At 54.0% G+C, this 13,900-nt stretch carries 11 protein-coding genes and 1 pseudogene; 7 read left to right on the forward strand and 5 right to left on the reverse strand.

Annotation, left to right across the window (positions count from 1 at the left end; genetic code table 11):
- Nucleotides 1–100: 100 nt before the first annotated feature.
- Entirely contained in the window at nt 101–964 is an 864-nt protein-coding gene (locus RLO149_RS22685) for a glycosyltransferase family 2 protein (protein WP_013959954.1), read from the reverse strand.
- 327 nt (nt 965–1,291) lie between these two features.
- On the opposite strand from RLO149_RS22685, the gene RLO149_RS22690 reads away from it, so the two are divergent.
- Together RLO149_RS22690 and RLO149_RS22695 are read left to right on the forward strand one after the other, a co-directional pair.
- Nucleotides 1,292–1,960, forward strand: a complete 669-nt coding sequence (locus RLO149_RS22690) for an SGNH hydrolase domain-containing protein (RefSeq protein WP_013959955.1) — start codon at nt 1,292–1,294, stop codon at nt 1,958–1,960.
- A 235-nt stretch (nt 1,961–2,195) separates the two neighbouring features.
- On the forward strand, nt 2,196–3,989 hold the full coding sequence (locus RLO149_RS22695) for a right-handed parallel beta-helix repeat-containing protein (protein ID WP_013959956.1): 1,794 nt from the start codon (nt 2,196–2,198) through the stop codon (nt 3,987–3,989).
- Nucleotides 3,990–4,012: 23 nt separating this feature from the next.
- Here RLO149_RS22695 and RLO149_RS24395 read toward each other — a convergent pair whose 3' ends face one another.
- Nucleotides 4,013–5,470 (reverse strand): Pnap_2097 family protein, encoded by a 1,458-nt coding sequence (locus RLO149_RS24395; RefSeq protein ID WP_148264532.1) that lies wholly within the window; start codon nt 5,468–5,470, stop codon nt 4,013–4,015.
- Between the two features lie 48 nt (nt 5,471–5,518).
- Entirely contained in the window at nt 5,519–6,514 is a 996-nt protein-coding gene (locus RLO149_RS23005) for a glycosyltransferase family protein (RefSeq protein WP_013959958.1), read from the reverse strand.
- A gap of 352 nt (nt 6,515–6,866) precedes the next feature.
- Between RLO149_RS23005 and RLO149_RS22710 the strand changes: the two genes are divergently transcribed.
- Genes RLO149_RS22710 through RLO149_RS22720 form a run of 3 tightly spaced genes read left to right on the forward strand, consistent with a single transcriptional unit; the run spans nt 6,867 to nt 9,865 of the window.
- Nucleotides 6,867–8,105 carry a glycosyltransferase family 4 protein gene (locus tag RLO149_RS22710; RefSeq protein ID WP_013959959.1) on the forward strand — a complete coding sequence of 413 codons (1,239 nt, stop codon included), beginning with the start codon at nt 6,867–6,869 and terminating at the stop codon, nt 8,103–8,105.
- Complete coding sequence (locus RLO149_RS22715; protein ID WP_013959960.1) at nt 8,102–9,031, forward strand: glycosyltransferase family 2 protein; 930 nt, start codon at nt 8,102–8,104, stop codon at nt 9,029–9,031. The genes RLO149_RS22710 and RLO149_RS22715 overlap by 4 nt, the downstream gene beginning before the upstream one ends.
- Before the next feature lie 18 nt (nt 9,032–9,049).
- Nucleotides 9,050–9,865, forward strand: coding sequence for a sulfotransferase family protein (locus RLO149_RS22720; RefSeq protein ID WP_013959961.1), 816 nt, complete (start codon nt 9,050–9,052; stop codon nt 9,863–9,865).
- A gap of 123 nt (nt 9,866–9,988) precedes the next feature.
- On the opposite strand, the gene RLO149_RS22725 is transcribed toward RLO149_RS22720, so the two are convergent.
- Complete coding sequence (locus RLO149_RS22725; RefSeq protein WP_013959962.1) at nt 9,989–10,591, reverse strand: sulfotransferase family protein; 603 nt, start codon at nt 10,589–10,591, stop codon at nt 9,989–9,991.
- An 18-nt stretch (nt 10,592–10,609) separates the two neighbouring features.
- Nucleotides 10,610–12,409, reverse strand: coding sequence for an ABC transporter ATP-binding protein (locus RLO149_RS22730; RefSeq protein WP_245538203.1), 1,800 nt, complete (start codon nt 12,407–12,409; stop codon nt 10,610–10,612).
- A gap of 79 nt (nt 12,410–12,488) precedes the next feature.
- Here RLO149_RS22730 and RLO149_RS22735 point away from each other — a divergent pair, with 79 nt between their 5' ends.
- Both RLO149_RS22735 and RLO149_RS24605 read left to right on the forward strand, forming a co-directional pair.
- Complete coding sequence (locus RLO149_RS22735) at nt 12,489–13,436, forward strand: glycosyltransferase family 2 protein (protein ID WP_013959964.1); 948 nt, start codon at nt 12,489–12,491, stop codon at nt 13,434–13,436.
- A 113-nt stretch (nt 13,437–13,549) separates the two neighbouring features.
- A pseudogene (locus RLO149_RS24605) lies at nt 13,550–13,809 on the forward strand (spike base protein, RCAP_Rcc01079 family).
- Nucleotides 13,810–13,900: the final 91 nt, after the last annotated feature.

A 13,900-nucleotide genomic window follows, 5' to 3' on the forward strand; every position in this document is an offset into this window, starting at 1 on the left:
ATGGTAACCTGTATTGCCAAGGTAAGATAGTATGTAAAGATTAATGACGTGTGAGTAATCACGCAGATAAAGAAAACTCCTCAGAATGAAATCTTGCAGCTCAGGCGCGTCCTGTCAGAGCCTGACGTAGCATCCAACCGCAGCGTTGGATGCGCAATCTTGCTAGGGTAGCAAAGGCAGCGGCTCTTTCTCGCATGCCATGCAGTCGAGACGTCGTCAGGATTCGCATACTGTGCACCACGATACTGACCGGCATCGCAAGACCGCGTAGGCTCCATGTGATGCGTGCAACAACCCCCGTTCCAATCAGCCCAAAACTTTCGGCATTTATGCGCTGCCACTTGCGATGGAGTGCTGCCCAGTCCGAGCGGGTGGGATGACTGACATGTAGCGTGTCGTCATAGACTAGGCTATAGCCTTTGCCAGTGGCGCGTCGGCACCAGTCGAAATCTTCTGAGAGGCCAGGTACGAATTCCCCCACATCTTCAAAGACATCACGTCGTGTCAACAAGTTGGCAGTCACAGAAAAGCCCTTGTTTTCTACATAGCCTCGGTTGTCGAAGGCAAACACCGTCTCGAACGCCTCGGCACCGCTGCGCGGAGCGGGGGTTTCGTCGAAAACGCTGACACGCCCCCCTACCACATCGGCAGTTGATCGTATGTTGAGTGCGGTTTCGAGCCAGTCCGGATGCGGCACACAATCGGCATCCAGAAAGAACAGATAGGCCGCTGTGGTATCACGGGCACCGCGATTGCGCGCGGCTGCTGCCCCCTTGAGGGGTTCGGTAACGATGCGCAGGCCTGGATAGGATACACGCAGCGGCTCGAGGCTTTGGCTTGAGCTATTGTCAACCACAATGACTTCCGCCCGGTAGGCTTCTGCTTGTGGTATCAATGCGGCGAGGCAACGCAGCAACCGTGTAACGTCATTATAGTGCGGGATGACGATCGCCACGTCAGACATTCATATCGATCCAGCTTATAGAAAACTGTCTTACATTCTAGCGGATTGCAGCGTGGACGACAATGGGGTCTGATGCCGGACAGGTGGTTCACTTCAGGCCAAAAACCGCTTGTCGTGTAGAATACAGGATAAATAACTATATACTAACCATGATTTAATTATTATCTGGCAAAGACTGAAATTCCTGATCTTAGACTGTAGACTGTGAGTAGACCGTGGTTGATCACTCTTATAGACGTGATACAGACCGGCTGCGAGCATTGGCGGTGGTCCCTGTTCTGGGGCGCTTCTCATGTTGATGCATTGTTACCGGGCATGCACCAGTAGATGATCGATCACCAGATATTGGACCTTGTCGCGATGACGGCAGGTTGCCCACCTCTGCTGGGTATGATCCGTGCGGACCGCGGCGAGGGAAGATCGGTATGCAATCAGCAGAATAGCGCAGTAATAGCCTTTCTGGATGAAGCATCACATATCAAAACGGTCGTATTGCACGCCCGCTGGGCGATAGCGGTCGAAGGTTTGCGAGCACCAAGCGAACCGGGAAGGCCGGCGCTGTTCGTACCCGAAATTGGCCTGATAGAGACTGCGCATTTTGAGAAAAACCATGCATATGTGGCTCAGGCGATACAGGAAGCAATCAAGCAACTTCGCCAGAGAGACCTTGAGGTGATCATTATTGATACTGTGCCAGAAATCGACCGGTTCGTTCCTCAAGCGCTTTTTAGCGCTCATTACACCGGAAGCGCCATGCCTCGCGCACCCGACTTGAAGACGACAAAAATCCGCAACCAGCGTTTTAGGGCGAGTATAGAACCTCTGCTTGAAGATCGCAATGTGCGCTCGGTCAGTCCTGCTGATTATCTGTGTGCACCTATATACCTAGTCGAAAAAGACGGTAAGGCCGTCTACCGCGACGATGACCGCCTGAGCATTTGGGGCGCAAGATTTCTGGCACCTGATCTCATGGATCAGGCATTTATGTTTCCATGAAGCCTAGCGCGCTCGGTCTGGAATGCTCCTCAGCCTTCTTAGATTAACACACGCTCATGATCTCCTGCCGGAGCCTGTTCATGTCGGCGTTCCAATTCGGACAAAAAGTTAAAAATGCAACGCACCAATCGTAGTTCAAACAACCTTCGGCCAAAGTTACGCGGTCTTTACAACGCATCTCTGCCTCAAAGCCGGACACTCCCGGTATAGCGCAAACTATATAGAGGTATATATTATGACCATTAGTACCGTTTCGTCTGTAAATCAGCTGTACACTGCCCTGTCCCAGGCACAGGGCGGAGATATAATCCAACTGGCCCCAGGTACCTACGACAAGATCGGAATCTGGAAAGGGTTGGGCTTTGATATCACATTTGACAGCCCCGTGACGATCCGGTCTATGGATCCGGACAATCCCGCCGTAATCGGTGAACTGGCGGTGCGCGATGCGGGCAATATCGTGTTTGACGGTCTCAAGTTTGATTATGATGCACCGGTTGGAAAATCGGTCTTAGACCGTCCTTTCGAGGTCACTAATTCTGACAGCATCACGATCAAGAACTCCGTATTCGAGGGAGATATTGCCGAGGGCGTAGACATACGTGCTGATGGTTTCGGTACCGGCGTTGGCCTGTCGGTCCGTGAGAGTTCGAACATGACCGTTGAGAACAATACGTTCTTTGACTTTTATAAAGCCGTAGGCATCGGTGAGACGACCGGCGTTGCTTTTACGGGTAACGACATCCACTCGGTTCGCGCGGACGGGTTGACGATGGTCAAGGTGGTCGATGCTCTGATCGAAGGCAATCACATCCATGATTTCAAGCGTAACCTGGATGCTGGCGATCATGCGGACATGATCCAGTTCTGGACCAACGGCACCGATTTTCCCAGCAGCAACATCACCATTCGTCACAACCTACTGGATATAGGGAGTGGCAATCATACCCAAGGCATCTTTATGCGCAACGAGGCGGTAGACAGTCAGGACGGTGGATTAGACATGTTCTATCGCAATATCACGATCGAGGATAACCTACTGATTAATGCGCATATTAACAGCATCGTCGTGGGTGAAACAGATGGCTTAACCATCAATGGCAATATCCTGCTGCATTCAGATGGTGAAGTGCCTCGGGATGTAGGTCACCTAGAAAACCCAAGGATCCGCCTGTCTGAGGACTCGACCAATGTGGTACTGACCAACAACGTTATGTCTTCTATGCCAGGAGTTGTCGCAAGAAATTCTGAGTGGATCGTGGCAGATAATACGATTGCTCAGTCATTCAACCACGAGGCCAACGGGTACTATGTCAGCGCCGAAGACTTTCTTGCAGAGTATGCGCCGGACAGAATGGACTGGTTGGAAGTTATGTCTTCAAAGGCGTATCCCGAGCCTGTCGTTGGAAATGCCGATGTGCCCGTACCGGGTTTTGCCTATGATTTCAGCACCCAATATTCCGCTGACTTTGCATCCGTACTGACCATGGATAACGCGGTGCGCGGCGATGTAACATATGAAGGGGACATCACAGATGGCGACGCTTTTGTCTTTGATAGTGAGACAGGTGTTGTCGTCCTAGGCAAGCTGGGAGACTACCGTGACACGGATGAGATCGTGGTAGATATGAAATTCACCTTGAACAATTCTGCAGATACAGGGCATTTGTTCAACAATCACATGCGCCTCTCAGCGGCCGCCGCGGAGGATGAATTGATCTTGCGGGTCGCTACACAAAACGAAGGCCTCAAGACTTATAAAGTCGACGATATCGACCTCGGCGAGAACACCGAGCACCACTTGACAGTGCTCCTTGACCGAGAAGACGACCATCTTCAGGTTATTCTGAACGGTCAGGTTGTTTTAGAAGACATGACGACCGATTTCGTCGCGCGTGACGGTATGCACAACTGGGGGTGGACCCTTGGCCATAAGTGGAGCGACAGCGTGGATGGATCGGTCAGCGACTTTAATCTTTCAGACGAGGCGCACTTCACATGGGACGCAGACGCTCTTGTGTTCGTATAAGACGCAGTCTGCAGTATATCTGATCAGCGTCGCTTGACGCTGATCACCTCGCCCATGCGCTTGCCGTCACCCTTGCGCGATAACGAGGCGGTGTGACGTATTGTTTCCTTGTCTTCTTCCCGGCTGTGCACCCGAAAGATCAGCGTTTCCGTTGGTTCAGAATTGGTATAGTAATACAAATCCTTGCTAACAGTGCTGTAGTCGATGAGAAAACCCTTACCCTCGAATTTTTCAAAGCACAGATCAAAAATAGTCGGATAGGCCGCAAAATAGAGTAGTCCAACCCCGTTGATATCATGCGAGGGCAGGATTTCGTATTCACATTCAAATATCGCTTCGGCAGGCTCTGTGCCGCGGCGATCTCTGTATTGAATGCCAAAGGCGGGGAACTCGGCCACTGAAGGCACACTGTCGGGATCCACAAGCGTCGGTGTACCTTTGATCAGCGAGGTATTCTTGCCCCGTTCGCCGTATTTGGCGAAAGTCGACATTGTTTGCGCCCGGCACCCGGCACCTTGAGCGCGCAGATCATGCATGCCGAAAAAGAAGCTGGCCCCATAGCGCTGTAGCGTGGAGGACAACTCGAGCATATCGTTTTCCTGAAAGTCGCGTAGCTTGGGTGTCACCTCAAGATAAAGCCGTGTGAATGTGGCGTAAAGCCTATCACCTGTCTCATTGGCAAGCGCGCTTGATGGGCTTTGCAAAAATTCGGTGATCATTTGCCAATGGATATCCCCCAATTCCTTGAACAGCCAGGCCTCGCTCAGGCCGGACAGGGCCATCTGCGGCATGTCGATCGAGTAGTGCCGTTTCGCTTGACCAGGAACCACTGATGCTGCGGCAGGGGGATCGGCGGTGGTCAGAGCAGTGATCTGCACATTGCCGGGCCCAGTGACGGTGGCAAGGGTATCTTCGGCTGCGCGGATGAGCCTGGACCCCACGACTTTGGCGGGATTTCCCGCTAACACTGCGTTTGCCGACACCTCACCACGGACGACAGCCCCTGCGCCGATCACGGCACCATCACCGATTTTAGCACCAGGCAGGATGGTTGCGCCGTGACCGATCCATACATCATCCCCAATGATGGTATCACTTTCGTCCATTGCTTGCGACGTGACAGGACTGCCATCATTGAAGCGGTAGTTGGCGGCTGTGACCATCACATTGGGGCCAATCATCGTATCCTCACCGATCACAATGCGCCCACGCCCCGGCCCCGCCCATAGGCTGACATTCGCCCCAATACGCGCGCGGTTCTTGATGATCAGGTTCTGTGCATTGGCAAAACTAGCCATAGGACTGATGCGTACATCGCGGCCAAGTGTGGCCTTGCGCCGTTCGCTCACATGGGTGTGGCCATAGTAATTCAATACCTTGATACCGTGCAACCACACCCTTGGATCAAATGTCGAAGAGATCAGTCGCCAAATCCGCTGAGAGCGGGACTTGTCGATCTTGTGCGGTTTTTCAGAACCCATGATCAATATCTTTCAGAAGCGGCGGGGCCGCAGGAACTGTCTGTCTGCTCATATCAGCCCTTTTTCGAAGTCGCGCTGCATCTTTTCAAGCGCAATATTGAGCCCCTCAATCTTGGCGCTGCGTACGTCATCCGCACTCAAATAAGGGGACTGGTGTTGCAATTTGGTAAAATAAGCAGCCATTCGGTCCGTGTGCTGCCTGTTCCAACTGCTAAACAGTTTGCCGTTACGCATATCGGCCAGCCGGTCGATACCATAGTTGCGCACCGTGCGCAGTCGCGACTTAAGCCGGCGTTTAGCGAAATAAGTCGCACCAGCTTTACGGGGGGGGGGGGCTGTCTGCACTACATCGTAGGTATCGGCAGGTACCTCGATCTGGTGTATATTGGTGTTCACGCTATTGGGAGAGGTACGCTGTATCAAGCAGTCCACGTAGTCTGAAGGCGGCAGTTCATACGGCGCATAGTCCAATCCGAGCGAACCGCACCAGTCCAGCCATTTGAACTTTAGGATACGGCTGGGAGATACCACTGGAATCCAAGGTGTGCGATAATAGTCGGCGATAATAGCGCCGTGCAAAGATTCTACTAAGGCAAGTTCGGCATTGGCTATGTCGGAAAATACCCGCGCACAGTCCCAAAGCGGATCAACAAGATGCACGCCCGCAGCCGTACAAACAGGGTCCCAATTGCCAAACTTAGCACTGGTCCAGTGTGGCACGAACACAGTGCCGTGCCGATCAGTCGGCAGGCTTGCATATTGCGGGATCTGGTTGATCAACCACGCCCCGTCTGTCACCGCTAAGCTTGGGTCTAGCCCCATCAGGCCCGCCGTCAGCGGCCCACGTACGCAGTAGACTTTCCAGGCCTTTGCCTGTTCAGGGCTGGGTGGGCTGGAGTAACCCGACCCCGTCCCAAAAATGATTTTGCGCCCTAGCACCAGGTCCAGATTGCGCGACAATAGCGAACCAACGCCAACAAGGCGCACATCGTCCTCCCGCTCAAGCATCTGCGGGATCAGCGTTGGCCACAGCCAGCTGTTCATGTGGTCTCCGAAATTGGTAGAGACAGTGTAATAAAAAGGCTGCATGCGAATACCAGCTTAGGGTCCGGGCGTCCCGGACGATGTCATACCCCGGTTGCCGGACGGCAACGAGGATGGTGAGAGTCTGGGCGGTTGTCGGCTGGTGTCAACGCCGCGTGAGTATCTTGGTTTCTATTTTCCTGCACTGCGGCATGCAAGTCGCTGTCGTGTAAAGATATCAGTCATGTTTCCTTGTTATTGATACACACAGGCGATATTAGTCCGCATGACACCGCCGACGTTTTTAACATCTTGCTGAAATCAGCAAAGTCTGCACAGATTCAGCAGACAAGGGAATTTTTTGAGGACCAAAATGCCCGACACTCTGCGTATCGTTATTATCGCCCCCTCGCTTGATGGCAATGATTTGAGCGAACCGGAGTGGGCTTATCGCTGGGTCGAGGCGCTATCGCGCATGGCGGATGTGACATGTCTGGCTTCATCGCGTATCGGCGCCGTGCCCCTAGCCGAACAGTTGCCACGGGCTCGTGTCGTAACTTGGCCTGAGATTCCATTTCTTTATCGCAAGCTCGAACGCTTTAACGCACAGGTGAAACCGGCCCTGCCGCTGTTTCACGCCCAAGCGCGACGCTGGATCAAACATGCGCAGCGGAACGGAGAGACATTTCATATTGGTCACCAGATCTTGCCCCAAGGCATGCGACATACTACGCCACTACGTAACCTTGGCTTCCCTTATGTGGTGGGTCCTCTGGGCGGCGGGCTAAAGACGCCCGCGGGATTCGAAAAAGAGGTGCAGGCGACCAGTTCGATCAGCGCACGTCTGCGCCAGATCGATGATGTGCGCCTGAGCTATGATCCGTTCCTGCGCGCAGGCTATGCGGGTGCTGATCTGGTGTTGGGGGTCGCCCCTTATGTGGTCGCCCGGCTGGCCCCGGTCGGAATCAGGCGGTTTCACGCGCTACCCGAGCGGGGCTACGGCAATTTTGCTCCTGAGCGTACGCGGCAATCCGAGGTCGGTACACTCACGCTGTTCCATGCCGGGCGTACTATCCGTACCAAAGGTTTGCGTGACACAGTGCGCGCCATGGCGCGGTTGCGTGATCTGCCAAATGTTCGTCTGGTAAGTGCCGGTGATGGAGAGGATTTGACCAACTGCCGGGCTGAAGCTGATCGACTTGGTGTGGCCGACAGGATTACCTTTTTGGGCAAGATACCCCGCGAAAAAGTTGAAGAGTATTACGCCGCTTCGGACGTATTCTGTTTTCCCAGTTTCCGCGAGCCGATGGGCGGCGTATTCTTTGAGGCCATGGCTCATGGTCTCCCCATCGTGACGGCGGCCAACGGAGGCCCCGATTTCCTGATTGACGACACATCGGGCATCCGCGTGCCGGTAACCACGCCTGACGACTTTGCTAACGGTATCGCCGAAGCCGTGCGTGCACTGGCTATGGACCCTGCGCTGCGCCTAAAGCTGGGGCAAGGGTCGCGTGAACGGCTGCATTCATTTGGTAGTTGGGACGATAAAGCGGAGCTAATGTTGAGCTTTTACCGCGATATCATCGCCCGCCGAGCGGAGGGCATGACATGAGCGATCCCCGCCCCGACCTGTCGATCGTGATTGTGGAGTGGAACACGATCGACATGCTGCGCGATTGTCTGGCCTCAGTCTTTGATAAAGCCGGGGGGTTAGACATACAGGTAATCGTGGTCGACAACGCCTCAAGTGATGGCTCGCCTGAGATGGTTGAAGCAGAGTTCCCTCAGGTCACCCAAATCCGTAACGCCGACAATCGCGGTTTTGCCGCCGCCAACAATCAGGGTTTCGAAATCTGCACAGGCCGCTACATTCTGCTGCTGAACTCTGACACCTATTTGTTGGACGATGTGATGGGGGCGAGCCTGCGCTATCTGGACAATCATTCAACCGTCGGTGCCATGGGTTGCCTCGTGCTGAACCCTGACCGCACTATGCAGCGAACCTGTTCGATGTGGCCTCGGCTGCTGGATCTTATGTTCATGTCTTCAGGGCTTTGGAAGTTGAAACGGCCAAAGGTCTTTGGTCGCTACCAAATGACTCATTGGCAGCGCAATGATGAACGTGCGGTCGAGGTGATCTCGGGTTGTTACATGATGTTGCGCCGCGAGGTTTTGGAGCAGGTAGGACAACTGGATGAGGATTTCTTCTTCTTTGGCGAGGAAACAGACTGGTGCAGGCGGATGCGCGACGCGGGCTGGCTGCTGATGTTTGCGCCGGTGGGCAAGATCGTACATTACGGCTCGGCCTCGGCGCGTAAGTTGAACCACAAGCGCGATTTGATGCTAACGGACGCCACAGTACGCCTGCACCGCAAGCATAGCGGTAGGCTGGCAGGGAGCGCCGCCTGGGTCACTCTGTTCGGATTTAACGTTTCTCGCGCTACATTCTGGAGCCTGCGCAGCGTGGTGCAGCACGACCGCGCCGCTCTGAGGGCCAAGCATTTTCGCAATGTGGTTATCGGGATGATACGCCCTTAGGCGATCAAAGGAAAAACCATGCCCAGACCCAAACGCATCCATGTTGTCGGATCTTCGCCGCGGTCTGGCACGACGCTGGCCTTCGAACTGCTAACCTCCTGCTTTGACATCGACAAGTTTGGTAAGCACGAAATCAGCCTGTTCGAGTACCCCAAAGAGGCAAGTGCAAATTATGCCTCCAAGAAACCGACAGACCTTATTCACGTCAAACGGCTGCTGGCATGGGATAAGAAGATGCACTGCCTGTATATGGATCGCGATCCGCGCGACATCGTCGTGTCCCAGCATGGCAGTCGTATCGGTGAGTACTGGTGTGATTTTCCTCAGTGGCGGCGCAACGAGAGGTTGATTGCTCATTTGCGCGATCATCCGCGCATACATATCTGTCGTTATGAGGATTTGGTGATGAATCCGGACCACGAACAGGATCTCATCCTGGCTCGCTTCCCTTTCCTGGCGAAAGTGCACAGCTTTTCAAACTTCGAGAAGGTTAGTCAAAGTTCCGAGGCGGCCCAGAAGGCTCTCAAAGGGGTGCGGAAGATTTCAGCCAAGAGCGTAGGCACATGGCGCAGTGACCTGCCTCGTGTGGCCGCTCAGCTGCGTGCTCATCCTGATATGGCTGAGGCTGTGGTCGCCGCAGGATATGCCAAGGATACCAGCTGGACCACAGCCTGCGATGGCGTCGACCCCGACGAGGCACAAAGCATACGCGCGCAATATGCCGCCCTACGCAACAAACGCGGTGGAGCATTGGTTTGGGGTCGGGTGCAGCGCCGGCTGCGCAGTTTCGCGCAAGAGGCTCGATATGCCTTGCGCAACAGTCTGTACCGCTGAGTGTCTGCACGAACGGGCAGATAGATCAGTGCATGTATAGCAGCCCCGTTATCCAGGGCTTGATACCTTTGATGCATAAGTGGAGTGGAACCGGCAGATCGGGGCGATACTTGGTGGTCGGTTTCAGACAGAAAACAGGGTACGTATCTTGCGCCGGAGTTTTGTACGGAGACTCACACTACGATCTGTTCCTGCTGGGTTTGTATGCGGAAAGGGGGTATCTGGCACGGGTTTGCCCAGAAATGCACAAAGCGGTGCCCAATCCACAGGATTTTCGAAATCCAGTTCCAGAAGTTTGTCGGGGCGGCCCTCAAAATAAGTACGCACATTTGAATTGTGGCGTTTGTAGGTGGCAATGTAATGTGCTTCGTTGCCTGAGGGATGGCCCTTGTCGGCTCCATAAATGAACTTGCGCATTGGGGTTGTATCGCGCGAGAAGTGTCTTGTTTGCGAGGCTATCCATTTTTGCGGATCGCGCAGCGTCAGAACGAATTTTGCCTTTGGCCACATCGCATCCATCTCGCGGTATACCAACGGCCATGGGTTGTCCTGAAAGGCATTAAAATCATGCGATAGTGCACGGCAGCGGGGCAGATACGTACGCGCTATATTGCCGTGATAAATCCAGTTAGGTCCAGTGACGTTATAGCCCAGTTCCTTAAGCGCCTCGCCGAAGCTGGTTGTTCCAGTCTTGTGAAACCCGATTCCAAAAATCTTCTGTGACATACCAAAGCATCCTTGCATTTATGTGTTGGCCATCCGGCGAAACTCTTCGTTCTGCATCAAGGCTTTATAGTGGCCTTCGGCGACGATCTTGCCATGCGACAATAGCAAGATGGTATCACAGTTTTGTACCGTGCTGAGGCGATGGGCAATCATGATGATTGTCTTTGCACCAGCCAAATTATCAACCGCTTCCATCACGGTCTTTTCGGTGAGGTTATCGAGCGCGCTCGTTGCCTCATCCAGCACTAGTACATCGGGATCGAAATACAGCGCGCGCGCGATGCCAATGCGCTGGCGCTGGCCACCTGACAAGCGCACTCCGCGTTCGCCCACCCGGGTATTGTAGCCCTCAGGCAGGTTATTCAGAACAAATTCGTGTAGGTTGGCGGTACGGGCCGCAGCTTCGATGGCTGCCATGTCCACCTTTTCGGGGGGCACCCCAAAAGCAATATTGGCCGCAACCGTGTCATCAATTAAAAAAATTGTTTGGGGAACATAGCCCAGTGTTTTCTGCCAGTCGCGCCTCCGCTCGGGAGTGATCGGGGTACCATCGACGCGGATTTCACCCTCTGTCGGGGCGAGTAGGCCCAGGATCAGATCCACCACCGTGGTTTTGCCCGCACCAGTGCCACCGACAATACCGACTGTGCTCCGCGCGGCAATTGTGGTTGAGATACCGTGCAGAGTGGATCGGTCAGATTCAGGATATCTGAAGTGCAAATCCGAAATTTCCAGCACTTTGTTCAAGCGGATCGGCGCACCTTCGGGCGTGACCGGTGGGATTGACAGGGTAGTGACATCGCAATGCAGTCGGGTCAGTGCGGGAGCGGTAAAGCGGATCAGGCTAAGTTGGGCGTAAATCGTCTGCAGAGCAGGAAACAATTTGATGCTGGACAGGCCTAGCAGGCCGAATAATGGCAATAGCTCCTCAATCTGACGCTCTTTCACGATGAGCATGAACAACACCATTAAGATGAAGCCGCCATAAATCACCGCTTCAAGAGCAAAGCGCGGGATCTTTCCCATCACATTTGCCGCACTTTGGGTGCGCGCCATACCAAAGGCGGGCCCGTGGAATCGACTCAGGGCTATGTCTTCAAGACCCATGACCTTGATTTCCTTGATGCCACCGCCGATTTCCTGCACCGTCCGGAAACGTTCCTTGTTAAAGTCGATCCGTTCTTTGCCCACGAGATCAAGGCGTTTACGCAGGGCGAAATAGATCAGAACATAGACCCCACCCAGTAGCCCAAATGCTCCAAGCGCTACGGCTGGTTCAGTAATGAACAGCACCGCTACGATCAGTATGGTGATCGTAATGTTGGAGACGAGCAGAACTGCGGGCAAAATGGACTGGCGCACAACCATGTCGATTTCCGACAGTAATGATTGGCCGAATTCGGATGTGTTCTGGGTAAGGAACCAGACATAAGGTTGGCGCAGGTATACCCGTAGCAGCCTGGTAGCGATGGTAAAAGCACGCATCATGCTGAACCTTACTTGGCCATATGTCCCCAAGGCACGCACTGCCATGCCCAGCACCAGCATCGCCAGAACAGTGAACCCGAAGGCGACCGTAATCTGTTTAACATCAGTCGACCCAATCACTCGCGCAAACAGGGCAATGGCCACGTTCGTCTCAATGATCGAGGGGTCGCCGATCATCGCTAGAAACGGTAGGATTGCGGCAACGCCTACAACCTCGAACAAAGCCATTAGGATCGACATTACAATCAAGAGGATGAACTGTCCCCGTTCTCGGCGACTTAAAATACCCCAGACGAGTCGATAATTTTGCAGCATTTCCAGACGCTCCATTTCGTTTAGCGCAGCCTAACCTTGCCGCGATGCAGCGTCTATGCAATTGTTGACGCAATAAATCTTTATGAGGGACGCAGTGAAATACGGTGACCTAATCAGTGTTGTGGTGCCTGTGTACAACCGCGCCCACGAAGTTGTCCGCTCGGTGGGCAGTATCTGCGCGCAAAGTTACCAGAACCTTGAAATCCTGATTGTGGACGATTGTTCCACCGATGATATCGAAGGAGCGGTAACCGATTTGAAAGACTCGCGCGTACGGCTGGTCAGGCGTGAAAAGAATGGTGGAGCAGCGGCGGCTCGCAACAGCGGGCTAGCGGCAGCGACAGGTGATCTCGTAGCCTTCATGGACAGCGACGATATTAGCCTGTTCGACCGGTTCGCGCAGGAAATGGCACTGTTTTGCTCTCTGCCTGAGGATTACATCGGCGTCTATGCCGCAGCCATCGCCCACACCGACACCACCGAAGATGCCCGTGCCCAAGCCGCCGCCCGCGTGTTGCCCCCCATCCACCGTAGACCTCTCAGCGGGAATCTATTCGACGCCACGCTAGAAGGCAACTTCATCGATATGCCCACGATGTTGCTGAAGAAATCTGCAGTACTTGCAGCCGGGCCATTTGACGAACGCCTGCGTAATAATGTCGACTGGGATTTTACGTTGCGCCTGACACGTCAGGGTAAGTTCGGGTTCGTGCCACAGCCGCTTTACGTGTTCAGCTATGTGCCTCGGGTAGCGTCAGGCAACGACCATATTTCTCATAACCCACGCTATTCGGTCCTGAGCTATGCCTACATCACGGGAAAGTTGCGCCGTGCGGGCCATGTGGGCCCTGCGCTTGCTCGGCATTATGCCGCCGCTGGCAGCTACCTTATGCGTGCTGAGCGGCCTAAATTCGCCCGGCGCTATTTTGCCGCTGCCCGTAAAATTACGCCGAACGATCCGCGCCTTTTGGCGCATCTAGTCCTGAGCCATATGCCCCGTATCCACCGCTGGGCCCGTGGTCGGTCTACCCGATTTCACTGAACACCGCGAAGCTTGCGCGCATCCGCACGATATACGTACCACGGGGTGTTATAGGAAAATGTCAATCTTTATAAGTGATGAATACTGCTCTGTTTCACATCAGGAGCCCCTCTATGGATACGTTCGCCTCCCATAGTCAAAGCCTCAATGCGCCGATCCGGTCAGGCATACCCGTTTCCCCCGACAATAACACCGATCTGCCGGGCCTGCCCCGCGCGTTATATGTCGGCAATGGTGGAGACATCACTGCAAGGTTGGTCGATGAAGGCACCATAACCTTGACTGTAGTGCCACAGGCACGTTGTTGCCTCTGCACACCCTGCGTGTGCACAAAACAGGCACGACCGCCTCCAACCTCGTGGCTCTGTGGTGATTACATCTGCATGATGGGGGCATCGGCAACGTTGTGTTAACTATATCATGCTTGCCTATCTCAAGCGCGGCGTGTTTAACACGACCATATT

Source organism: Roseobacter litoralis Och 149 (genome assembly GCF_000154785.2).
In the GTDB taxonomy this organism is placed as follows: Bacteria; Pseudomonadota; Alphaproteobacteria; order Rhodobacterales; family Rhodobacteraceae; genus Roseobacter; species Roseobacter litoralis.

What these genes read in the sequence shown, in the direction of transcription:
- RLO149_RS23005 (WP_013959958.1), bottom strand. Translation starts at nt 6,514, where the DNA reads ATGAACAGCTGGCTGTGGCCAACGCTGATCCCGCAGATGCTTGAGCGG.
- RLO149_RS22710 (WP_013959959.1), top strand. Translation starts at nt 6,867, where the DNA reads ATGCCCGACACTCTGCGTATCGTTATTATCGCCCCCTCGCTTGATGGC.
- RLO149_RS22695 (WP_013959956.1), top strand. Translation starts at nt 2,196, where the DNA reads ATGACCATTAGTACCGTTTCGTCTGTAAATCAGCTGTACACTGCCCTG.
- RLO149_RS22690 (WP_013959955.1), top strand. Translation starts at nt 1,292, where the DNA reads ATGATCGATCACCAGATATTGGACCTTGTCGCGATGACGGCAGGTTGC.
- RLO149_RS22730 (WP_245538203.1), bottom strand. Translation starts at nt 12,409, where the DNA reads ATGGAGCGTCTGGAAATGCTGCAAAATTATCGACTCGTCTGGGGTATT.
- RLO149_RS22725 (WP_013959962.1), bottom strand. Translation starts at nt 10,591, where the DNA reads ATGTCACAGAAGATTTTTGGAATCGGGTTTCACAAGACTGGAACAACC.
- RLO149_RS24395 (WP_148264532.1), bottom strand. Translation starts at nt 5,470, where the DNA reads ATGGGTTCTGAAAAACCGCACAAGATCGACAAGTCCCGCTCTCAGCGG.
- RLO149_RS22715 (WP_013959960.1), top strand. Translation starts at nt 8,102, where the DNA reads ATGAGCGATCCCCGCCCCGACCTGTCGATCGTGATTGTGGAGTGGAAC.
- RLO149_RS22720 (WP_013959961.1), top strand. Translation starts at nt 9,050, where the DNA reads ATGCCCAGACCCAAACGCATCCATGTTGTCGGATCTTCGCCGCGGTCT.
- RLO149_RS22685 (WP_013959954.1), bottom strand. Translation starts at nt 964, where the DNA reads ATGTCTGACGTGGCGATCGTCATCCCGCACTATAATGACGTTACACGG.